Below are 22,004 nucleotides of genomic sequence, written 5' to 3'. Positions count from 1 at the left end.
CGTGTCGGGTTCGCGAGTCCCGACCAGGCAGACGGTTCGTGTAGGGGAGTCGCCAAGTTGGTTAAGGCACCGGATTTTGATTCCGGCATTCGAGGGTTCGAGTCCTTCCTCCCCTGCCAGTTACCCATAGCGCGGGCATGATCTTGCCCTAGCGCCACACGCTCCATCCCATGCCACGCCCCCCGAGTAGCAGGTGCACGATGAACAGTGACGGCCTGATGGTATTTACTGGCAACGCGAATCCCTCGCTTGCACAGGAAGTCGTCAAGACCCTGGGTATTCCTCTTGGCAAAGCGATGGTCAGCCGCTTCTCGGACGGAGAAATCCAGGTCGAGATCCAAGAGAACGTCCGCGGCAAGGATGTATTCGTCTTGCAGTCCACCTGCGCGCCGACGAACGACAACCTGATGGAATTGATGATTATGGTCGACGCGCTCAAACGCGCATCGGCCGGACGGATCACGGCAGCCATCCCCTACTTCGGCTATGCGCGGCAGGACCGCCGCCCGCGCTCGGCGCGCGTTGCGATTTCCGCGAAGGTCGTCGCCAACATGCTGGAAATCGCCGGTGTCGAACGGATCATCACGATGGATCTGCATGCCGATCAGATCCAAGGTTTCTTCGACATTCCGGTTGACAATATCTACGCGACGCCGGTGCTGCTCGGCGACCTGCGCAAGCAAGCGTACGACAAGCTGCTGGTCGTGTCGCCGGACGTCGGCGGCGTGGTACGCGCGCGCGCGCTGGCAAAGCAGCTGAACACCGATCTGGCGATCATCGACAAACGCCGCCCGAAGGCGAACGTCGCCGAGGTGATGAACATCATCGGCGAAGTTGAGGGTCGCACGTGCGTGATCATGGATGACATGGTCGACACTGCCGGCACACTGTGCAAGGCCGCACAAGTGCTGAAAGAGCGCGGCGCGAAGAAAGTGTTCGCGTATGCGACGCACCCGGTGCTGTCCGGTGGCGCGATCCAGCGCATCGCGGACTCAGCGCTCGATGAGCTGGTCGTGACGGACACGATTCCGCTGGGCAAGGAGGCACTGGAATGCTCGCGGATTCGCGCGTTGTCATGCGCCGGCCTGCTGGCTGAAACTTTCTCGCGGATTCGCCGCGGCGACTCGGTGATGTCGCTGTTCGCCGAACATTAAGAATAGCTGTATTCCGGCAAGGCCGCCCTCGAGTGGCACTGCCAGCCCGTGGTGCGCAGTTACGAACGCGCGCCGCGTATTTCGGGACCGACGGGATCCGTGTCGGATTCGATGGTCCCGTTTTGATGACCCGGGCAATTTGCCCGGACCCACTGCCTGGTCGCGGGCAGTCATTGGAGAGACAACATGAAAGTAGTCGCTTTCGAGCGTAGCCAGCAGGGAACGGGTGCGAGCCGCCGCCTGCGCAATGCCGGCAAGACGCCGGGAATCGTGTACGGCGCTGGCACCGAACCGAAGTTGATCGAGTTGGACCATAATGCGCTGTACCACGCGCTGAACAAAGAAGCATTTCATTCGTCGATTCTCGATCTCGAGATCGCCGGTGCGACCGAACAAGTACTGCTGCGCGACGTCCAATATCATCCGTTCCGTCGAATGGTGCTGCACGTGGACTTCCAGCGTGTCGACGCAAAGACGAAAATCACGGTGAAGGTCCCGCTGCACTACATGAACCAGGAAGGCTCGCCGGCGGTGAAACTCGGTGGCGGCGTGATTACGCACGTGCTGAACGAAATCGAAGTATCGTGCCTGCCGGGCAACCTGCCCGAGTTCATCGAAGTCGACCTGGCCAACTTCGGGTTGAACCAGTCGTTGCACGCGAAGGATGTCAAGCTGCCGGCCGGGGTTGAACTGACGCCGCACGTCGAGCAGGAAAACCCGGTGATCGTGTCGGCGACGCTACCTGCTGGCGCGGTATCAGATGAAGCAGGTGAATCGTCAGAAGGCGGCACGCCGGCTGCATAACGCAGTACGGACACTGCATACGGGGACGCAATGCTGCGTGCCCGTCACATAGTAGAATCGATCCTCTCGATCCGCCGGTACGATGCAACGAAGTCGGATCAGCGGGACGAAGTGACCCGCCGAGGCCATGCCCGGCGGGTTTTTTTAACTGAATTCACGAGTGGCACGACCATCATGATCAAGTTGATCGTCGGACTCGGCAATCCGGGCGCTGAATATGCGGCCACGCGGCATAACGCGGGATTCTGGTTCATCGGCCAGCTCGCACACAAAGCAGGCGCCACGCTGCGCGACGAGCGGCGCTTTCACGGCGCCTATGTGAAGGTGCGCCTGCACGGCGAGGAAATCCACTTGCTGCAACCCCAAACGTTTATGAACCGGTCTGGGTTGTCCGTGGTGGCAGTGGCACAGTTCTTCAAGATTCTGCCCCAATCCATCCTCGTCGTTCATGACGAGTTGGATTTGCCGCCGGGCGTCGCGAAACTGAAGTTAGGCGGCGGCAGTGGCGGACACAACGGCTTGAAGGATATTTCCGCTCATCTGTCAACGCAGCAATATTGGCGTCTGCGTATCGGCATTGGCCATCCGCGGGAGCTGATTCCGGAGGGCGCGCGCGCGGGCGCCAAACCTGACGTGGTCAATTTCGTGCTGAAACCGCCGCGCAAGGAAGAACAGCAACTTATCGACGCAGCCACCGACAAAAGTCTCGCGGTGATGCCGCTGATTGTCAGCGGGGAAATGGAACGCGCAATGATGCAACTTCACCGCGCTTAAGTACGATAGAGAAGCCGCAACGGCGGCACAGGACAATTAGATTGGCGCGGGGTGGCTCAGCGCTCACCGTCGGCGCGCTCATCGACCGTCATCAGCGCGCGATACTTGTCCATTAGCTGCTCGCGGGTCTCAACCCGCTCGGGATTCACCGGGATACATTCGACGGGACACACCTGAACACATTGCGGCTCGTCGAAATGACCGATGCACTCGGTGCATTTATCCGGATCGATCAGATAGATTTCCGGCCCCATCGAAATCGCGCCGTTCGGGCACTCGGGCTCGCAAACGTCACAATTGATGCACTCGTCGGTAATCATCAAAGCCATACGGCCACCAACTTTCCGAGAAAAAACAACACATTATAACTTTTCTGGCCTGCTTCTCGGCTGCGCAACATTGCATGTCAGCGTAACGTGAGAATGTCCGGTCCGTGCAAAGTAAGAACGTCCGCTCGGTGGCCTCCGAGTCAGGTGCGATAGACCGCGCCGCTTCGACAATACCGCTGCCGCTGCGTCAGTAGTGCAAGCGGTAATTCAACCGCCGGCCGCGGCCCGAGAGGCCCCGGCGACCTTGTCCTTGAGCCACCTCTCCACCGAAGGAAACACGAATTTGCTGACGTCACCGCCTAACTGCGCGATTTCCCGCACGATCGTGCCCGAAATGAATTGATATTGATCAGACGGCGTCATGAACATCGTTTCGACGTCCGGCAGCAGATAGCGGTTCATCCCCGCCATCTGAAACTCATATTCGAAGTCCGACACCGCACGCAGGCCGCGCACGATCACCCGGGCATTATTGGCGCGGACAAAGTCCTTGAGCAACCCCGCGAAACTCATCACCTTCACGTTCGGATAGTGACCCAGCACCTCCTGCGCGATGTCCAAACGCTCCTGCAACGAGAAAAAAGGCTTCTTGTTGCGACTGTCGGCGACTCCGACCACCAGCGTGTCGAAAATGCTCGAAGCACGGCGCACAAGATCTTCATGACCGCGAGTGAGCGGATCGAACGTACCGGGATAGACCGCAACTACCATCAATATTCTCCTCTCGCTTAACAAGCCGGTGGCACGATGCGCGGTCGCGCTGGCACTCGCCGCCAATGCCCGGCGGCAAGCGGGACCGGTACAGCGGTGGCCGGCGTGACGTCGCGGTAAAACGCCGCCAGCTCGTTTTTGGAAAGCGCATTATTCACCATTTTCGCACCGCAGCAAATGATAATGCACCGCGCCGGCGCGCGCGTGGCGTACGATGCGCCATTCCTGCAGCGACGGCCAGCCGGGCGTGGCAGCGACGCCCTGCTGCGCTTGAGCGTCCCGCACCGCAGCCAATGGCGCATCGGATTCGACATAAACTGCACCGCCAGGCGCCACCAGCGGCAACGCAAGCGTCAGCGCGCGCCCAAGCAGTTCGGCATTGAACGGCGGGTCGAGGAACACGATGTCGAACCCCGCCGGCGCGAGGCCGGCCGCCAGCCGCAGCGCATCGGCCTGCACAATTTCGATCGTCTGCGCATCCAATTTTTGCCGGATCGCGTTTAGTTGTGCAACCGCGCGCCCATCGCGCTCGACCATTACCACACGTTGCGCGCCGCGCGATGCAGCTTCGAAGCCGAGCGCCCCGGTGCCGGCGAATAGGTCCAGGCACACCAGGCCATCCAGTTGCTGGCCCAACCAGTTGAACAAGGTTTCGCGCACACGGTCCGGCGTCGGCCTGAGCCCCGCCAGATCGAGCACCGGCAGCAGCGTACGCTTCCAGATGCCGCCGATGAGGCGGACCTGGTGCGGCGCGTGACGCGTCGCGGCAACGCGGCGCGATGCTGCGGCACCGGCGGCACGCGTTTGCGCACCGTCGGGGGCGGCAAAAGGCGCACGGGCGCGCGTGCGGGACGAGTGGTTCATCGATTCATTCCATTAGGCTGTCGTGACGCGGGAACGGACGCCGTCGCCGCGCGCAACCAGCCATCCTCCCGCGCCGGGGTGGGGAGAGGCAACCTTACCATAGCCGGAGCACAAACTCAGAAGCCCATGCGGCGCTCTGCTAGAATGTCCGGTCTGCCACCGGCGCTCCGTTGCCGGCCCCGACGTCGCCCGCCCGCGGCGCGCGTACCGCCACATTGCGAACCATGTTCAGCTTTTTCAAACGATTCAGGAAGAGCGATGCGTCCAGCCAGAAGCAAGACGCGCCCGTAGCGGATTCCGCCTCGCAAACCACCACGTCCAGCACGCCGGCCGCCCCGGACACGTCTGAAGCGCGTGGTGCGCCAGCTGCGCCTGCTACGACCACTGCACCTGCTGCAACCACAGCACCTGTCACACCACCAGCACCGGCGTCGGCCCCTGAGGCAGCGCCAAGCGGCACGCTGGGCGCGATCGGCGCGCCAGGGCCCGAGCCCTCCTCCCTCGAATCAGCGCAGCCGGCAGGATCAGTCCAGCCGGCACCCTCATCAGCATCCGGGACGTCATCCTCACCCGCGGCTTCGCCGGCGCCGGCACTCTCGCCAGCCTCTGCGGCGCCGCTTGCGGAAGTCTCGGCCCGATCCGCGTCCGGCGTGGCACCGCAACCCGTGCCCGCCAAGCCCGCTGGAACCGCCACGCAGCAGCTCGTCGGCGGCGCGGACGAAGAGATCGTTGAGATCGTGCCGCCCCCTGCTCCCGAGCCGACCGCCAAGCGCTCGTGGCTCAGCCGGTTGAAATCGGGGCTGACCAAAACCAGCTCGAGTCTGACCGGCATTTTCATCGGCGTGAAGGTCGACGAGGCGCTGTTCGAGGAGCTCGAGACCGCATTATTGATGGCTGATGCCGGTGTGGATGCCACTACTTACCTGCTCGATGCGCTACGTCAGAAGGTCCGCAGCGAGAGACTGACTGACGCACAACAGGTCAAGGCGGCGTTGCGCACGTTGTTGATCGAATTGCTCACGCCGCTTGAGCAATCGATGGTGCTTGGCCGCACACAACCGCTGGTGATGATGATTGCCGGCGTCAACGGAGCCGGCAAGACTACAAGCATCGGCAAGCTCGCCAAGCACCTGCAGTCGTTTAACCAGTCGGTGATGCTGGCCGCCGGCGACACGTTCCGCGCCGCCGCGCGTGAGCAGTTGGTGATCTGGGGCCAGCGCAACAACGTTGCTGTGATCCAGCAGGAAAGCGGTGACCCGGCCGCGGTGATCTTCGACGCGGTCGGCGCCGCGCGCGCGCGCGGCATCGACGTGCTGATGGCAGACACCGCCGGACGCTTACCGACCCAGTTGCATCTGATGGAGGAGCTACGCAAGGTCAAGCGGGTAATCGGCAAGGCGATGGACGGGGCCCCGCACGAAATACTGCTGGTGCTCGATGCGAATACCGGCCAGAACGCGTTGGCCCAGGTCAAGGCGTTCGACGAGGCGCTGGGGTTGACTGGACTCATCGTCACGAAGCTAGACGGTACCGCCAAGGGCGGCATCCTGGCCGCCATTGCGCGCCAACGCCCAGTGCCGGTGTATTTCATCGGCGTTGGCGAGAAGGTCGAAGACCTGCAACCGTTCGTCGCCGCCGAATTTGCCGACGCGCTGCTCGGGTAAGCACGCGGCGCAACGCGTGCCCCTCCCTGTTAACCGCCTGACACCAGCATCAGCGCGATCCAACCCATCACGCAGGCGATCAGCACATCGAGCACGCGCCACGCGACGTCTTTCTCGAACACCGGCCGTAACAGCCGCGCGCCGTAGCCGAGCGCGCAGAACCATACGAGTGACGCGCTCATTGCACCGAGCGCGAACCACAGGTTGGCCGGCCATGGATGGCGGCCACCGACCGCGCCGAGCAGCACGACGGTATCGAGATAGACATGCGGATTAAGCAGCGATAATGCGACGATCGTGCCGGCCATGCCAACCGCCGACTGCGCATCGTCTCGATCCGATGGCATCGAGGTACCCCGGCCCTTTCCACGCGCTATACAGCGCGCGCAGGCCATACAGGAATACGAACAGCGCGCCGACGTATTTGACCACCACGAGCAACGCCGGCATCCGTGTCATCAACGCGCCCATGCCAGCGACGCCCGCCGCGATGAGCACGATATCGATTGAGGCGCCGATCGCGACGATCAGGCTCGCGCACAATCCGAAGCCCGACGCATAGGTCGATCCGAACACCGGCAATGATTCAGCCCAGCTCATTTGGCATCCGGCTGAGCGGCGGGCACAGCATGGCGGAATGCGTCTAATTGCATCGCGTTGTCGAAGAGGCGCTGGATCGCGGCAAAGGGCGCCAGGTCGATGTTGAAGCGCTGCGCGTTGAAAACTTGCAACACGATGCACAGGTCAGCGAGGGTCGGCGTGTCGCCGATCGCAAACTTGCCGATGCGCGAATCGTTCGCCAACTGCGCGTTAAACGCGCTGAAGCCCGTCTCGATCCAGTGGCGGCACCACGCGTCTTTTTGTGCCTCATGAACTTGCTCCTACAGCGCGCGTGTCAGACTACACGCAATGTCAGTATGTCGAATCCGTCCAGGCCGCCTTCGAGCACATCGCCCTTCGCCACCGCCGCCACCCCTTCCGGCGTTCCGGTATAGACCAGGTCGCCCGCCGCCAGAGCAATGAACCGCGATAAGTAGGCGATCGTTTCCGGCACTGGCCAGAGCATCGTCGACACGTCCGCGTGCTGTCGCGGCACGCCATTGACCGTCAGCCACAATTGGCCGGCAGCGACGTGCCCGACCTGCGATACCGGATGGATCGGCCCAATTGGCGCAGACAGGTCAAAACCCTTGGCCATGTCCCAGGGACGGCCCAACTTCTTAGCCTGCGCCTGCAAATCGCGGCGTGTCATGTCAAGCCCGAGCGCATAGCCGTACACATGCTCCAGTGCGTGCTCCACCGGGATGTCGCGCCCCCCACGCCCGATCGCCACGACCAGTTCCATCTCGTGATGGACCTCGCCCGACTCAGGCGGATACGGAAATTCGCCCACGGTCCCGGGCGCCACATACAGCACTGCGTCGGCGGGCTTGCTAAAGAAAAAGGGGGGCTCGCGTTGCGGGTCGTGGCCCATCTCGCGCGCGTGCGCTTCGTAATTGCGGCCGACACAATAGATACGGCGCACCGGAAACACATCGGACGACTGCACTACCGGCACCGCGGGGTTGGGCACCTCGAATAAATAAGCCATCACATGCTCCCCTGACGAGTGTGAGCACTACATCGGTATCCGCCCGCGGAACAACCGGCGAGGCGTACGCCTTAGACGAAACACCCAAGTTTAAACCGGTGGCGATCGCCAGTCCGGCGCGGCATGCCTTGCGCGCTTGCCAGAAAGCCTCGAATGCGGTACTCAGTGTGGCTCCTGCATTCCCGAAGTGAAGCGGCTGATCGTATCGGCACATGCGCTTACATAGCCGGTGCATTGGTCGCCCGATGCCATGACTGAATCGAACCCGTTATCCGACAGCACGCCCGGCGGCGCAAGTTTTCGTTGTGCGCCGTTGATTAAGGAGATCGGGCGAGGAGCGCGCGGCGCCCGCGCGCTTTCGCATGACGATGCCTATGCGCTCTATACCGCGATGCTCGACGGGCGCGTCTCCGATGTCGAGCTGGGCGCAGTGGTGCTCGCTTACAGAGTCAAGGGCGAGACGCCGCAGGAGCTTGCGGCGATGCTTGCTGCGGCGCAAGCGTCGCTCAGACCACTCGCCACGCGCGGCGATCACTACCGCCCTGTGTCGATACCGAGCTACAACGGCGCGCGCAAGCAACCAAACCTCACACCGCTGCTCGCCTTGTTGCTTGCGCGTCGCGGCGTGCCGGTACTCGTGCATGGCGTGACAGTGGACCCGGGACGGGTGACCAGCGCCGAAATCTTTGCCGAATTGGACCTGCCGGCTGCGCGCTCGATCGACGAAATCGACCCGGCACTCGCTCACGCGCGGGTCGCATTTGCGCCGATCGACGTGCTCGCGCCCAAGATGTCCCGCTTGCTCGGGCTACGCGCGACACTCGGCGTGCGCAATACGACCCATACGCTGGTCAAGCTGCTACAACCGTTCGCCGAACCGGGACTGCGGCTGGTCAACTTACCCATCCGGCTTACCGTGACAGCCTGTCAGCGCTGTTCCGCGATTTCCCGCAGGCAGCAGCCGGTGGTGTGTTGCTGGCGCGTGGAACCGAAGGAGAAGCCGCGGCCGATACCCGGCGCCGGGTGCAGGTCGATTGGCTGCATGATCAGGTATGCGAGACGCTGGTCGATGCTGAACGTGCATCGACGCAAGCACCCGTGGTCGAACTGCCCGACGCTTTGGATGCGGCAACGACCGCGCGATGGATAACGGACGTACTGGATGGTCACGCGAGGGCACCCGAGGCCATCGTGAAGCAAGTCGAACTCATCGAGCGCGTTGCCCGATGGAGGGAATCGGGACAGGCACCGTGCGCGTAAGCGCATCGACCGTTGCGGCCGATCAGCAACGCTGTCCACCTGTGTTGCCTGCACACGCTATGTTCCATGCAACGGCTCAACGCGTGGCGACATGTTTGTGATTCGCTCGCTACGTTGTGCTGGCGTATCGCTGCGACAGCGTCGGATAGCCGCAGCGACACACGTTGCTACCTGCTGCAAATACTCCTATAGCACCGCAAGGTTAGTTGCAGTAACGGGCCATGGTGCCACACGCATAGCTGCTTTGGCTCGTTGCCACAGCAATACCCGTCACGGCCGATACGGTCAACGCAACTGCCATCACTACCTTCATTACTTTGTATCCCATATCAATCTCCATATTGTTTCGGATAACGCACTTTTTGTACGCGACATCAATATAGCATTTTGGCATCGTGGCCAAATTACCTCATGCGCGAGTCGCTCACGCGCATTCGCACAACGGCACAGTGTTTCGCATCGGGCCGCAAAATCCTTTCTTCGCGCTGACATTCGGACCGACCTGCGTCCGGCAGAAACCGCATCAACCCGCCGTTGAGCAAGCCCTCGCCGGTCGTTTGACAGCGACCATGCTATCGCCTCATCGGCCGTTCGGCTTTGACCGGACCGCAAGGGCGACAACAACGCAGCCCGCGCTCAACGATGAACCCAGGCCGCCGGCTACGCCTGCGATGCAACGCTGGACATGCGCCTGCGCTCGTGCCGATGGCCTACTCGGTCCATAGCCGACGCGCCGGTGTGAGCACCGATCTGGGTCGCACGCTACTGTTGAAAACCCAGCCCATGGCGGCAAGCGGATGACGCTCGCCACTGCAGCGACGACTGGCACGCGGCAACCCGCTGCCGCAGCCGCCTTCCGGCTTGCGGACACGACGCCCGGTGGCGCCGGCTCACTCCACCGCGCAGCGCGTCGCATGCCAGACGACCAGACGCCAGTGCCCGTTGTCGTTTGCCTGAACCGCCGTGTAGGCAATCGGGTACACAAGTGCGCCGCTGTTGGCTTCCATCTCGATCAGCACGCGCCCGTTCACCATGCAAATATCGTGGGACAGCGGCACGATCTCCTGGCTCTGCACCTCGATCTGCCGATAGCGCCGCCGGCCGCCGACGATCGAATCGATCACTTGCTGTTTGCTTTCGCGCTTGCCATTCGTATGCACATAGCTGGCGTGGTCGGCAATTAACGTGTCCAACAACTCGCTGTTGCCGTCAACCATCGCTTGAAAGCGCTTGCGCTCCAATCCCCGGATCGTCTCAATAACCTTGGCCGCCATCTGTGCCTCGCTTCGAACGCGAAACGGGCCGAGCGTGACGCCCGCTTCAGAAGTTGTATTGCAGATAAAGCTGGGTGAAATTTATACCAGGATTCGGCTGCTTGATACCGCCATTGGACACATGTTGGAAACGAAATCCCGCCTGGTACTGCTGGCGCTCGCCGAACTGCGCGCCCACGCCAACCATGTCCGCGAACTGGAACGCCGACGAGACGGTGAAACGCGCTGAGATGCGCGGGCGCGTCAACCACCGTACGCCCACGCCGGCCTCGACATACGGACGGACCTGGCCGCTGTTCTTGATGAAACGCACCACCGGCGTCATACCAAACTCGCCGATGTTCGAATGCCCATCGCCTTCGTCCGTATGCCAATACGACACATGCATTTCGCCGACCAGCGCAAAGTGCCAGGATCCCGTATCCCACCACGTCATGTCCGGATCCCATACCAGCGCCAGGTCGCCCTTCTTGATGTGGCGGTCGCCGATCCCGCCGCCGAGTTGGACGCCAAACCGGTCCGCATGGGCTGCCGCGCTGGCAGCCAGCGCCAGTGCCGCCAACGCTGCGCGCAGCACGCGCTGCGCTGGCGCCGCCGGGCCGTGCTTCGTCGTGAACGTACTCATTGTTCTCCAAATATTAAGCAAGCACTGACAACGTGGTTCGCCCGCCATTTTAGGTTGCCGCGCGGATCGCTGCTCACTGCGTACTCTTTGCCGCCTTCTGCCCCTTATATTCAGCCCGCACGCCGGAGGAAACTTCTATCCGCGTCCGCGGGTCAAAAAAACTATTAGAATATCCATATCAATAGTTAAACAGAACCGGCTGCGCCACTGTCAGCCTAACGGTTTAGCACTCTGTGGCATTGAGTGCTAAGATGTAGCGGAACGCCGTTTGCGCAGTAGCGCATGAAGCTGCCGATACAAGGAGTAACACGAGTGAGCAACGCAATGAGCCTACCGAGCTCTGCAAGCTTGACGCCGGCTGGCGCAGGCGCGCTGGCGCTCGCCTCGAATTCGATGCTGCCGGGTACGCTGGGCAATCTGGACGCTTACATTCAGGCAGTCAACCGCATCCCGCTGTTGTCGCAGACCGACGAAACGCGCCTTGCGACCGAATACCGCGAGCAGAACAACTTGGATGCCGCGCGCCAGCTGGTGCTGTCGCACCTGCGGCTGGTCGTGTCGATCGCGCGCAACTACCTGGGTTACGGCCTACCTCACGCGGATCTCATCCAGGAAGGCAACATCGGCCTGATGAAGGCCGTCAAGCGCTTCGATCCGCGTCAGAACGTACGGTTGGTGTCGTATGCGATTCATTGGATCAAGGCCGAGATCCACGAATACATCCTGCGCAACTGGCGCATGGTGAAAGTCGCAACGACAAAGGCGCAGCGCAAGCTGTTCTTCAACCTGCGCAGCCACAAGCAGGGCATGCAACCTTTCACGCCGGACGAGATCGCAGGGCTCGCGAAGGAACTGAACGTCAAGCGTGAAGAAGTGACCGAGATGGAGACGCGGCTGGCCGGCGGCGATATCGCGCTCGAAGGACAGTTCGAGGACGGCGAGGAATCATTCGCGCCGATCGCCTACCTGGCCGACTCGCGTACCGAGCCGACCGCGGTGCTCGCGTCACGCCAGCGCGACCTGCTGCAGACTGAAGGCCTGGCTGATGCGCTTGAATCCCTCGATGCGCGTAGCCGTCGTATCATCGAAGCGCGCTGGCTGCAGGTGCAGGACGACGGCTCGGGCGGCGCGACGCTGCATGAACTGGCCGACGAGTTCGGCGTGTCCGCTGAGCGCATCCGCCAAATCGAGGCGAGTGCGATGAAGAAAATGCGCGGCGCGCTGCAGCAATACGCGTGAGCGTTTGCCGCGTGCACTCACCGGACCCGGCTTCGGCCGGGTTTTTATTTGCACCGCGACAAATCGACACAATACTGATGCGCGAGGCCGCAGCGCGGTGAAAATGCGGCGGTTTGACGCGCTGCAATAACTGCCCCTCATTTCCCCCCATCTATAAAATAAGTTTCGTTGAAGTCGCGCCTGCCGCACAGCCCACGAAACACTATGTTTAGCCATGACGTTCGCCATAGCACCGATATCAACCGTGCCGACCCTGCGCAGCGCTCCGGTCTGCTAGCCGCGATCCTGCACCGCCCTGGACTGGTTCGCGAGTTGACACTGGTTGTGATGGCCAAGGTCGCGATCTTGCTCGTCTTCAAGTACACGTTGTTCAGTCATCCCCAGGCACCGCACATGGAACTGCCGCCGGCCCAGGTCGCGCAAGCGCTGTTGTCGGTGCCCGCAACACATCCGCCCGCTTCAGGTGATCATCATGATAAGTAGCGAAGTCGTCGACCTTTCGCGGCTGCAGTTCGCCATTACTGCGCTGTACCACTTTCTTTTCGTCCCACTGACGCTGGGTCTGTCCTGGCTGTTGGTCATCATGGAAGCCGTCTATGTGATGACCCGCAAGCAGATCTACAAGGACATGACCCAGTTCTGGGCCAAGTTGTTTGGCATCAACTTTGCGATGGGCGTGGTGACCGGCATCACGCTGGAGTTCCAGTTCGGCACGAACTGGTCGTACTACTCGCACTACGTCGGCGATATTTTCGGCGTGCCGCTCGCGGTAGAAGGTCTGATGGCATTCTTCCTCGAATCGACGTTCGTTGGACTCATGTTCTTTGGCTGGAACCGGCTGTCGCGCGTCGGGCATCTGATCGTCACGTTCCTCGTCGCACTTGGCTCGAACCTGTCGGCGTTGTGGATCCTGATCGCCAACGGCTGGATGAACAATCCGGTCGGCGCTGAGTTCAATTACGAAACGATGCGCATGGAACTGACCAGCTTAGCTGAGGTGGTGTTCAATCCGGTCGCGCAGGTCAAGTTCGTCCATACTGTGTCGGCAGGCTACGTGACGGCAGCGATGTTCGTGCTCGGTGTATCCTCGTGGTACCTGTTGAAGAAGCGCGATGTTGACTTCGCATTGCGCTCGTTTGCCGTCGCGGCCGGTTTTGGGCTGGCCTCAACGCTGTGCGTGATCGTACTCGGCGACGAGTCGGGTTACACGACCGGCGAAGTTCAGCAAGCCAAGCTCGCCGCGATCGAATCGGAATGGACCACCGAGCCGGCACCGGCTGCATTCACCGTATTCGGATTGCCGAACCAGGACGAGCAGCGCACCGACTACGCGCTGCGCATACCCTACGCACTGGGACTAATCGCCACGCGCTCGATCGATGAGCCCGTGATCGGGCTGCGCGATCTGATCTCTCAGAACGAGCAGCGCATCCGTAACGGTATCGTCGCGTACGGAGCGCTGCAAAAGATGAAGCAGGGCGACATGTCCGATGCAACGCGCACGGTGTTTGACACCCACAAGAACAACCTCGGCTACGGGCTGCTCGTCAAGCGCTATGCACCGGAGGTGCTGAATGCGACTGACGCGCAAATCGCCGAGGCAGCCAAGCACTCGATTCCTCCCGTGGCACCGGTGTTCTGGTCATTCCGGCTGATGGTCGGTCTGGGCATCCTGTTCCTCGTGACATTTGTGCTCGCCTTCTGGTTCTGCGCCACGCGCAGCGTGGCGCATGAGAGCCGGCGCTGGTTCCTGCGCTGGTGCGTCTGGGCGATCCCGTTGCCGTGGCTCGCCGCCGAGTTTGGCTGGATCGTCGCCGAAATGGGCCGCCAGCCGTGGACGATCGCCGGTGTACTGCCGACGTTCTCGTCAGCCTCCAGCCTGGCGCCTTCAGACCTTTACTGGAGCATCGGCGGGTTTGTTTTGTTCTACACGGTGCTATTTATCGTCGAGATCACGCTGATGTTCAAGTATGCAAGACTCGGGCCGTCGTCGCTGCATACCGGCCGCTACCACCACGAGCAGCCGCAGCCGCATGACGACGCAACAGCTTACGAAACCCGACAGCTGTCTCACGCAGGGCAAGCCTGATGCCGTGGATCGAAGCCTTTGTTACTGGACAAAATCACTATGTTTGACTATCCGACTTTGAAGGTCATTTGGTGGGTGCTAATCGGCGTCTTGCTGCTCGGCTTCGCGCTCACCGACGGCTTCGACATGGGTGTCGGTACACTGCTGCCGTTCATCGGCAAAACCGACACTGAACGCCGCGTGATCATCAACGCGATTGGCCCCACCTGGGAGGGCAACCAGGTGTGGCTGATCACGGCCGGCGGTGCAATGTTCGCCGCGTGGCCGCTAGTCTACGCCGCTTCCTTTTCCGGCTTCTATTTCGCGATGCTGCTGGTGTTGTTCGCGCTGTTCATGCGACCGGTCGGCTTCGAGTACCGCGCCAAGCGCGACGATCCGCGGTGGCGCACGAGCTGGGATTGGGCGTTGTTCGCCGGCAGCGCGATTCCGGCGCTGGTGTTCGGTGTCGCGTTTGGCAACCTGCTGCAAGGCGTGCCATTTTGCTTCGACGACGATCTGCGCGTGAGCTACCATGGCGGCTTCTTCGCGCTGCTGAACCCGTTCGCGGTGCTGTGCGGTGCGGTCAGCGTCGGCATGCTGGTCGCGCACGGCGCCGCGTTCCTGCGCATCAAGACCGAAGGGGCAGTAGCGCGCCGCGCGTCGCACGTGCTGCGCATCGCGTCGCTGATCACAGTCGTGCTGTTCATCATGGCCGGCATTCTTGTGGCCACCCGCATCACCGGCTTCGAAATCACCCGCGCGGCGCCGCTGGACGCGCTGGCCAACCCGCTGCTCAAGCGCGTGGCCGCCGCGCCCGGCCTGTGGATGGCCAACTACATCGCCTACCCATGGATGATGCTCGCACCGGCGCTAGGCATCGTGGCCGGCGTGCTCGCACTGGCGCTTGCCTCATCGCGCTTCACCGTGGTGGGCTTCATCATGACGGGGCTGCTGGTGACCGGTGTGATCCTGACCGCTGGCTTCTCGATGTTCCCATTCATCATGCCATCGTCGCTGGACCCGGCCAGCAGCCTGACGCTGTGGGACTCGACGTCGAGCCACCGCACGCTGGGCATCATGCTGATCGTGGTGATCGTGTTCGTGCCGCTGATTATGCTGTACACCAGCTGGGTCTATCGCGTGATGCGCGGCAAGGTCACCGAGCAAGGGGTGCAAAGCAACACGCACTCGATGTACTGAGCCGCCTTACTTCAATCGACCGATCTGACGGAGCAGAGCATGTGGTATTTCAGCTGGATATTGGGTATTGGCGTCGCACTCGCGTTCGGCGTCATCAACGCGATGTGGCTCGAGTCGCATCGCGACGCACAAAGACTGACAGAGCCTAACGCGAAGAAATAACACGCTGAAATGGCCGGTGCCGGCTGACGGTTTTCACCGCTCCCGCGCACCTCGCCTACGCCGCATGAAGCGTCGGCATGCGGACTGTCGGCCGGGCATTAGCGGGAGAAAGGCCGCGCGACGCCCCATTCCGGGCAGCGTACTTCGGCCGTACGCGCGGCGCTAACTCGCGCCTTAGGAGGGCAGTCAATTTCGAATGCCGCCCCCTAACGGGACCATCGACACAAGCACGGTCAAACGCCCGGCGCCTAGCAGCCGCGTCGCCATCGTCTTCGCGTAGCGCTCGGCCGGCATGGCCGCACACGATGTGGAACGTATCGGCAACCCGCGAGTTAGCCGGCCAGCGCCTGCAGCACTGCGCAAGTCACACTGCCGGGGCTAGTTGCGCGGCCACGACTTCGGACAAGGCCAACGCCTCGTTAAGCATCGTCGACAACGGCTTCTCCTTCGACGTACGTGGTAACGAGCGTCAGTTCACGATCGCTCACCACCACGTCGGCCCATGTGCCCTGCTCGATGCGGCCACGGTCACCCAGCCCCAGGTAATCTGCCGCATGACGCGACAGACGTGCCGACACGTCGGCGATCGGCAAACCAATCGAGGCGAGATTGCGCAGCGCTTGGTCCATCGTCAGGGTGCTGCCCGCCAGTGTGCCGTCGGCCAGCCGCACGCGTTCTGTACGTGCGAGAAAGGAGGGAAAGGCAAAAACCGGGATCTGTGGTTAGTGGATAACGTATGCACCGTGATAGCGAGCGCGTCGTCGCAGGACACGGCCGTGAACATGCGCTTATCGCGCGCCCCAAGGGCGAGCTCGTCGGCGCGGCGCTTATGCGGGCTCAGCGCCTTCATGCGCGGCCGACATGGCCGGGCGCGGTAAGCCACCCATACGGCGAGCGGCCCCGTGTGGAGGTAGGCCCTGTAGCCGGACCACCCTGCCCGGCAGCCGGCCACGGGCGTCACGCCTTAGAAGGCGGGCAAGATCGCACCCTTAAATTGCGTCTCAAGGAACTTGCGAATATCGTCGGACTCGTACGCGGCCACCAGCTTCTTCACCCACGGCTTGTTCTTGTCCTGCACGCGCACGGCAATCAGGTTCGCATACGGCCCCTTCAGGTCTTCGATCGCGATTGCATCCTTGATCGGCGAGAAGCCAGCGCCCACCGCGTAGTTGTTATTGATTGCTGCGGCAGCCAGATCATCGAGCGAGCGCGGCATCTGCGCGGCATCTAACTCGACCAGCTTGATCTTCTTTGGATTCTCAATCACATCCAGCGGCGTCGCGTTCACGCCGCCCACGCCCGCACCGGCCTTCAGCTTGATGATCCCGTATTTCTGCAGCAGCAACAGCGCGCGGTTGCCGTTGGACGGATCGTTCTGGATACCGACTTTGGCGCCTTCCGGCAGGTCTTTCAACGACTTGAACTTTTTCGAATAAAAGCCCATCGGCGACACATAGGTTAGGCCCACGTTCACAATCTTGTAGCCGCGCTGCTTGATCTGGCTGTCCAAGAACGGCTGGTGCTGGAAGCCGTTCGCGTCCAGGTCGCCGGCATCAAGCGCGGCATTCGGCTGCACGTAGTCATTGAATTCGATGACTTTAATCTTCAAGCCGTTCTTCGCCGCCACCTTCGCCACTTTCGCCCAGATCTGCGCGTCCGGGCCGCTCATCGTGCCCACGCGCAGCACCGGATCGGCTCGCGCAACATTCGACAATGCAGCTGCCATTGCGACGATGGACAGCGTTTTCAGTAGTGTTCTGCGTAGCATGGGTACCCCACTTCGATTTTGAGAACGCGATGGTCGCATGGCAGCACCAACGAAGTGAACTACCGAATACGCATACGCTTATGCTTTTACGGGAGAGACCATCGGGCTACTGGCTGCCGACCACCGACGCCGACCACCGACCACCGATTACCAACTCCGACTACGGGCCACCTAGTCGAGCAACAACTTGATATCGTGCACCCACGGCATCGAACCCTGGCCGTCGCGCGCGAACAGCCGCAGCTTGCCGGCGGGATCGAACACGTAGCTCGCGGCAGTGTGATCCACCATGTAATCGGCACCATCCTTGCCCGGCTCTTTCGCGTAGTACACGCGAAACGACTTGGTCACCTTCGACAGCTGCACGTCGTTGGCAGGCCGCAGGCCGATGAACGACGGGTTGAACGCCGCAACGTACTGTGCGAGCAACGGTGCACTGTCGCGTTTCGGGTCAAGCGTGACGAACAGCACCTGCACGCGTTTTGCCTGGTCGCCCAATTGCTGCATCGCTTGTGCAAGTTCGGCCATCGTCGTCGGACACACATCTGGGCAGTGCAGGTAGCCGAAGAACAGCACCACCACCTTGCCTTTGAAATCGGCCAGTGTACGTACGTGGCCGTTGGTATCGGCAAGCGCGAAGTCGGTGCCGAACTGGCTCGCGCCAGTGATGTCGACGTTCATGAACGCCGGCTTGTCGCCGCAGCCAACCAATGCGAGCGCCGTGCCGACCATGACTGCGGCCACCGCGCGCCGCAACCCGCCGTGGCTCGCACGAGCCGCTTCGCGTAGACCGGATACTACCCGGGCCGCTGCCAGAAGATGGGAAAAAGCGCGCGCCGACATCAGAAGCCGATCCAACCGCGCGCGTAGTGATCGATCAGCAATGCAACGAACAACAGCGACAAATAGACGATCGAATACCGAAATGTCTTGCGCGCAATCTCGTCCGAATAGTCGCGATACATCTTCCATGCATAGCTCAGAAACAGTACGCCGAGCACGACCGCGCTGGCGAGGTACAGCACCCCGCTCATGTCTGACACGAATGGCATCAGCGTGACGGCGAACAACACGAGCGTGTACAACAGGATATGCAGCGCAGTGAAGTGCACGCCATGGGTAACGGGCAGCATCGGCAACTTCGCGCTCTCGTAGTCCTGGCGACGATACAGCGCCAGCGCCCAGAAATGCGGTGGCGTCCATACAAAGATGATCAGCACGAGGATCCACGCGTCGCCCGGCACCGTGCCCTGCACTGCCGCCCAACCCAGCGCAGGCGGCATCGCGCCCGAGGCGCCGCCGATCACGATGTTCTGCGGCGTAGCCGGCTTCAGCAGGATTGTATAGATGACCGCGTAACCAATAAACGTCGCGAACGTCAACCACATCGTCAACGCGTTCGTGAACGTGTACAGCGTCCCCATGCCCAGCCCACCGAGCACCGCGGAAAAAGTCAGAATCTGCGCCGGTGTGATCTCGCCGCGCGCCGACGGACGCCACGCGGTACGCCGCATCATCGCGTCGATACGCTGCTCAACCAGGCAATTGATCGCAAACGCCGCGCCGGCGAACAGCCAGATGCCGATCGTGCCGCCAACCAATTTCTGCCACGGCACCATGCCGGGCGTGGACAGGAACATGCCGATCACCGCGCAGAACACGGCGAGCTGGGTGACACGCGGCTTGGTCAACGCAAAATATTGTGCGATGCGGCTGCCGGACGAGTGACGAAGCGTTGTACTGTCCATTCGTGAATCACGCGGTGACGGGGCTCGATTCCGCCGACGAGGCGGCAACGGCGCGGCTGGAGGCAATGCGCCAGTTTAACATGACAACCAGCAACAGCAGGATTGCCGCGCCGCCGTTGTGCGCGACAGCGACGGGCAGCGGCCATTGCAGCACGATGTTGGACAGGCCGGTCAGAAACTGCAGCACGACGACCGCCAGCACGCCATCGGCCAACCGTGTCAGCGTCTTCACGCGCCGGATGCGCCACGCCCATCCGAGCAGATAGGCAATGACGATTATCGCGAACGTGCGGTGGGTCCAGTGAATCGCCACGAGCGCGTCCTGCGTGATCACCTCGCCGTTGGCATCCAGGCCGAGGGCCCGCCATAGGTGGAATCCCTGCGCGAAGTCCATTGGCGGCACCCATTGCCCATTGCAGGTCGGGAAATCGGGGCACGCGAGCACCGCATAATTCGTGCTGACCCAGCCACCGAGTGCGATCTGCGCGATCAATAGTGCAAGCGCGACGAGCGCGGCCACGGAACCGCGGCTGGCGGCCGGCTCCCGCTGCGGTGCTGGCGTCATGCGCGCCGCGAACAGGCCGAGCGCCGCCAGCAAGCCAAGGCCAAGCAACAAGTGCGTGGTCACGATCACCGGCTGCAACTTCAACGTCACGGTCCACGCACCGAATGCCCCCTGCACCAGCACCAGCGCCAGCAACGCGGTCGGCCACCACGGCGAAGCCGGCAAGGGCTGGCCACGCCATCGTCGGATCCACGCGATGGCGGTCATCAGCACGATCAGCAGCCCAATCGCCATCGCAAAATAGCGGTGGGTCATCTCGATCCAGGCCTTCATCACACTGACCGGTCCGCTCGGCATCGCCGCATACGCGGCGGCGATCGACGCATGCGCAGCAAACGGCGACGAACTGGCATAGCAGCCGGGCCAGTCCGGACAGCCCAGGCCCGAGTCGGTCAAGCGCGTGAAGCCACCGAACATCACGAGGTCCAGCGTCAGGAACATCGTCAGCCAGGCCAGCTTGCGATAGCGGTCCGAGCGCACCCGCAACAGGATCCAGCCGAGAGGCAACAGCGCGACCGCCGCGCCGATCAACGCAAGCTCAACGACAAACATGGCAATGGTGTAGGGACTTCATCGAAAGGCAGCCCGACCGTTCAGCCGATTCTCGACCATTTGAGCAGCTTGGTCAGGTCCTGCTTGATCCGCGACGGATCCGGATCGCGCGGAAAGCGCATCATCAAGTTTCCGTTCGGGTCAACCAAGTAAATGTGCGAGGCGATCGAATCGCCAGCCACATCCGGATCGGGCGGCAGCCACGCGGCGACCTGCGCCGGCGGCACGATCAGCTTGGGCGTGTCCGGGTACGCACCAGCGACGCGCGCCGGTATCGCGCCGTCGTCGGTGCGCAGCCATACAGTAAGGACTCGCTCACGTTCGGCGCCCTGCGTCGCCCGCACCTGCCGCATGAAGTACAGCTTTTTCGCGCACGCGTCATCGCAGGCGCTCGGATCGACCGACAACATCAGCCATTTCCCTTTCAGCGAATCGAGCCGCATCGGATGACCCGTTTCATCACGCACGATAAGATGATCCGGAATCGGCCGTTGCGGCTGGATCAATTGGCCGTAGCTAGTCGAGCCACCGCCGGGCTTGAATACGTAGTACATCAAGTACGATGCGACGACGGGCGCGGCACAAACCGCGGCCAGCAACAGCAGCATCCACCGCGTACGCCGCCTGCCACGATGCGATGCGGGCACGCCGCCGGTGACCATCGGGTCGACGCGGCGCGTACCGGGCACCTCGGAACCGGGTTCCGATCGAGAAGAATCGGTCAACGCTACACTCCTTCACACTTCATTCACAACATCGGTTGCCGCGCTGGCTACGCGTTGCACGCGCCGCCACACTGCCACACTGCCACACTGCCACACTGCCAAGTCACCAAGTCACCAAGTCACCAAGTCACCGTGCAGGATCATGCCTGAGCGTCGTTGCCGCCCCGCGCAGCGCGGCGCGCCGCATACAGCCCAAAGGCAAGCGCCGCCAACGCCATGCCCCACCACTGCACCATATAGCCATAGTTACGTTCGACACCGGTGTCCGGTGCCGGCCAGTCACGCACCAGCCCGTCCGCCGTGTCATTGGTCTGTTGCAGCACAAACGGCTCCAGCGGCAAACCGGTCTCCGCTGCGTACGATCCCACATCCAGGTTCTGGCGGATCGACTGGTGCGGCGCCGCCCCCCCTCGCCCGAGTTCGAACGCGCGCGACGCATCCGCCCGAGCCACGCCCTCGATCGTCACCTCGCCGGAAGGCGTACGATAGGGTGCGATCACGCTGCGCTGCTGCGCGTTGCGCGGCAGCCAGCCCCGGTTGACCAGCACGTAGCCGCCAGCCGCCAGCTTCAGCGGCGTGACGACATAGAAGCCGGGCTGGTCGTTGTACAGCCGATTGTCCAAATAGACCGTCGCATCCGGCACGAACCGGCCGCGCACCACGACGCGGTGGAACTCGATGTCCGCCAGCGCCCATCTACGACCATCCAGCGATATCGGGGTCGCATGCTCGAACCGCTCGATACGCGCCTGCAGCGCCTCTTTCTGGTGTGCACGGTCACGCTGCCAGAATCCGAGCCGGACGGTCACCGCGATAACGATCAGCACCGCCAACGCTGGCCAAAAGCGGATTTTCAGCATGCCGGCACGACAGCGCGTACCATCCAACATAGTGGGATAATATCCAAACAGCTTTTTTCGGCCTTCT

The 22,004-nt window shown here is 62.1% G+C and carries 23 protein-coding genes, 1 tRNA gene and 3 pseudogenes; 11 read left to right on the top strand and 16 right to left on the bottom strand.

The genetic code is table 11. From position 1 onward, the window contains the following. Positions 1-42: 42 nt before the first annotated feature. From RA167_RS01765 to pth, 4 genes are all read left to right on the top strand, one after another. Positions 43-119 (top strand) — tRNA-Gln (locus RA167_RS01765). A gap of 81 nt (positions 120-200) precedes the next feature. Continuing rightward, complete coding sequence (locus tag RA167_RS01760) at positions 201-1,154, top strand: ribose-phosphate pyrophosphokinase (RefSeq protein ID WP_076786037.1); 954 nt, start codon at positions 201-203, stop codon at positions 1,152-1,154. 186 nt (positions 1,155-1,340) lie between these two features. Further along, the gene (locus RA167_RS01755; protein WP_076786036.1) at positions 1,341-1,958 is read left to right on the top strand and encodes a 50S ribosomal protein L25/general stress protein Ctc; all 618 of its coding nucleotides are present in this window, start codon (positions 1,341-1,343) and stop codon (positions 1,956-1,958) included. Between the two features lie 174 nt (positions 1,959-2,132). Further along, the gene (gene pth / locus RA167_RS01750; protein ID WP_076786035.1) at positions 2,133-2,732 is read left to right on the top strand and encodes an aminoacyl-tRNA hydrolase; all 600 of its coding nucleotides are present in this window, start codon (positions 2,133-2,135) and stop codon (positions 2,730-2,732) included. Between the two features lie 56 nt (positions 2,733-2,788). On the opposite strand, the gene RA167_RS01745 is transcribed toward pth, so the two are convergent. The 3 genes from RA167_RS01745 to rsmD form a co-directional block, all read right to left on the bottom strand. Then, the gene (locus tag RA167_RS01745; protein ID WP_013436365.1) at positions 2,789-3,061 is read right to left on the bottom strand and encodes a YfhL family 4Fe-4S dicluster ferredoxin; all 273 of its coding nucleotides are present in this window, start codon (positions 3,059-3,061) and stop codon (positions 2,789-2,791) included. Between the two features lie 207 nt (positions 3,062-3,268). Further along, complete coding sequence (gene coaD / locus RA167_RS01740) at positions 3,269-3,772, bottom strand: pantetheine-phosphate adenylyltransferase (protein WP_041753866.1); 504 nt, start codon at positions 3,770-3,772, stop codon at positions 3,269-3,271. A 150-nt stretch (positions 3,773-3,922) separates the two neighbouring features. Further along, positions 3,923-4,636, bottom strand: a complete 714-nt coding sequence (rsmD, locus tag RA167_RS01735; protein WP_076786034.1) for a 16S rRNA (guanine(966)-N(2))-methyltransferase RsmD — start codon at positions 4,634-4,636, stop codon at positions 3,923-3,925. A gap of 224 nt (positions 4,637-4,860) precedes the next feature. Between rsmD and ftsY the strand changes: the two genes are divergently transcribed. Further along, positions 4,861-6,300: a signal recognition particle-docking protein FtsY gene (gene ftsY, locus RA167_RS01730; protein ID WP_076786033.1), complete on the top strand. Its 1,440-nt coding sequence runs from the start codon at positions 4,861-4,863 to the stop codon at positions 6,298-6,300. Between the two features lie 29 nt (positions 6,301-6,329). Here ftsY and RA167_RS01725 read toward each other — a convergent pair. From RA167_RS01725 to RA167_RS01715, 3 genes and pseudogenes are all read right to left on the bottom strand, one after another. After that, positions 6,330-6,900: pseudogene (locus tag RA167_RS01725) on the bottom strand (LysE/ArgO family amino acid transporter). Continuing rightward, the gene (locus RA167_RS01720) at positions 6,897-7,103 is read right to left on the bottom strand and encodes a hypothetical protein (RefSeq protein ID WP_076786032.1); all 207 of its coding nucleotides are present in this window, start codon (positions 7,101-7,103) and stop codon (positions 6,897-6,899) included. Before RA167_RS01720 ends, RA167_RS01725 begins: the two are co-directional and overlap by 4 nt. A 92-nt stretch (positions 7,104-7,195) precedes the next feature. Then, on the bottom strand, positions 7,196-7,891 hold the full coding sequence (locus RA167_RS01715) for a fumarylacetoacetate hydrolase family protein (protein ID WP_076786031.1): 696 nt from the start codon (positions 7,889-7,891) through the stop codon (positions 7,196-7,198). A gap of 250 nt (positions 7,892-8,141) precedes the next feature. Here RA167_RS01715 and ybiB point away from each other — a divergent pair. Further along, a pseudogene (gene ybiB, locus RA167_RS01710) lies at positions 8,142-9,151 on the top strand (DNA-binding protein YbiB). 202 nt (positions 9,152-9,353) lie between these two features. On the opposite strand, the gene RA167_RS01705 reads toward ybiB, so the two are convergent. From RA167_RS01705 to RA167_RS01695, 3 genes are all read right to left on the bottom strand, one after another. Then, the gene (locus RA167_RS01705) at positions 9,354-9,479 is read right to left on the bottom strand and encodes a hypothetical protein (RefSeq protein WP_255710790.1); all 126 of its coding nucleotides are present in this window, start codon (positions 9,477-9,479) and stop codon (positions 9,354-9,356) included. 562 nt (positions 9,480-10,041) lie between these two features. Beyond that, a complete protein-coding gene (locus RA167_RS01700) occupies positions 10,042-10,425 on the bottom strand; it encodes a nuclear transport factor 2 family protein (RefSeq protein ID WP_076786030.1) in 384 nt (127 codons plus the stop codon). A 46-nt stretch (positions 10,426-10,471) separates the two neighbouring features. Beyond that, on the bottom strand, positions 10,472-11,050 hold the full coding sequence (locus RA167_RS01695) for an acyloxyacyl hydrolase (protein WP_076786029.1): 579 nt from the start codon (positions 11,048-11,050) through the stop codon (positions 10,472-10,474). 312 nt (positions 11,051-11,362) lie between these two features. Here RA167_RS01695 and rpoH point away from each other — a divergent pair, with 312 nt between their 5' ends. The 5 genes from rpoH to cydX all read left to right on the top strand — a co-directional run bounded on the left by rpoH (position 11,363) and on the right by cydX (position 15,719). Next, positions 11,363-12,289, top strand: a complete 927-nt coding sequence (gene rpoH, locus RA167_RS01690) for an RNA polymerase sigma factor RpoH (protein WP_076787648.1) — start codon at positions 11,363-11,365, stop codon at positions 12,287-12,289. 204 nt (positions 12,290-12,493) lie between these two features. Further along, complete coding sequence (gene cydP, locus RA167_RS01685; RefSeq protein WP_076786028.1) at positions 12,494-12,772, top strand: cytochrome oxidase putative small subunit CydP; 279 nt, start codon at positions 12,494-12,496, stop codon at positions 12,770-12,772. After that, a complete protein-coding gene (locus RA167_RS01680; RefSeq protein WP_076786027.1) occupies positions 12,762-14,378 on the top strand; it encodes a cytochrome ubiquinol oxidase subunit I in 1,617 nt (538 codons plus the stop codon). The genes cydP and RA167_RS01680 overlap by 11 nt, the downstream gene beginning before the upstream one ends. Positions 14,379-14,417: 39 nt before the next feature. After that, positions 14,418-15,557: a cytochrome d ubiquinol oxidase subunit II gene (gene cydB / locus RA167_RS01675; protein WP_076786026.1), complete on the top strand. Its 1,140-nt coding sequence runs from the start codon at positions 14,418-14,420 to the stop codon at positions 15,555-15,557. Between the two features lie 39 nt (positions 15,558-15,596). Next, a complete protein-coding gene (cydX, locus tag RA167_RS01670; protein WP_076786025.1) occupies positions 15,597-15,719 on the top strand; it encodes a cytochrome bd-I oxidase subunit CydX in 123 nt (40 codons plus the stop codon). A 419-nt stretch (positions 15,720-16,138) separates the two neighbouring features. Here cydX and RA167_RS01665 read toward each other — a convergent pair. The 7 genes and pseudogenes from RA167_RS01665 to RA167_RS01635 form a co-directional block, all read right to left on the bottom strand. Then, a pseudogene (locus tag RA167_RS01665) lies at positions 16,139-16,390 on the bottom strand (N-acetylglucosamine-6-phosphate deacetylase); the annotation flags it as partial. 293 nt (positions 16,391-16,683) lie between these two features. Continuing rightward, the gene (locus RA167_RS01660; RefSeq protein WP_076786024.1) at positions 16,684-17,487 is read right to left on the bottom strand and encodes a MetQ/NlpA family ABC transporter substrate-binding protein; all 804 of its coding nucleotides are present in this window, start codon (positions 17,485-17,487) and stop codon (positions 16,684-16,686) included. Positions 17,488-17,658: 171 nt separating this feature from the next. Next, entirely contained in the window at positions 17,659-18,219 is a 561-nt protein-coding gene (locus RA167_RS01655) for an SCO family protein (RefSeq protein ID WP_076787646.1), read from the bottom strand. A gap of 110 nt (positions 18,220-18,329) precedes the next feature. Then, positions 18,330-19,235 carry a heme o synthase gene (gene cyoE / locus RA167_RS01650; protein WP_076786023.1) on the bottom strand — a complete coding sequence of 302 codons (906 nt, stop codon included), beginning with the start codon at positions 19,233-19,235 and terminating at the stop codon, positions 18,330-18,332. A 7-nt stretch (positions 19,236-19,242) separates the two neighbouring features. Then, complete coding sequence (locus tag RA167_RS01645) at positions 19,243-20,352, bottom strand: COX15/CtaA family protein (RefSeq protein WP_076786022.1); 1,110 nt, start codon at positions 20,350-20,352, stop codon at positions 19,243-19,245. A 41-nt stretch (positions 20,353-20,393) separates the two neighbouring features. Then, positions 20,394-21,014: an SCO family protein gene (locus RA167_RS01640; protein WP_076787644.1), complete on the bottom strand. Its 621-nt coding sequence runs from the start codon at positions 21,012-21,014 to the stop codon at positions 20,394-20,396. A gap of 203 nt (positions 21,015-21,217) precedes the next feature. Continuing rightward, positions 21,218-21,934, bottom strand: coding sequence for an SURF1 family protein (locus RA167_RS01635; RefSeq protein WP_235091467.1), 717 nt, complete (start codon positions 21,932-21,934; stop codon positions 21,218-21,220). Positions 21,935-22,004 lie beyond the last annotated feature (70 nt).

Source organism: Mycetohabitans endofungorum (assembly GCF_037477895.1).
Taxonomy (GTDB): domain Bacteria; phylum Pseudomonadota; class Gammaproteobacteria; order Burkholderiales; family Burkholderiaceae; genus Mycetohabitans.
The sequence above is the reverse complement of the archived record's forward strand: the minus strand, read 5'-3'. Positions and strand labels throughout refer to the sequence as shown.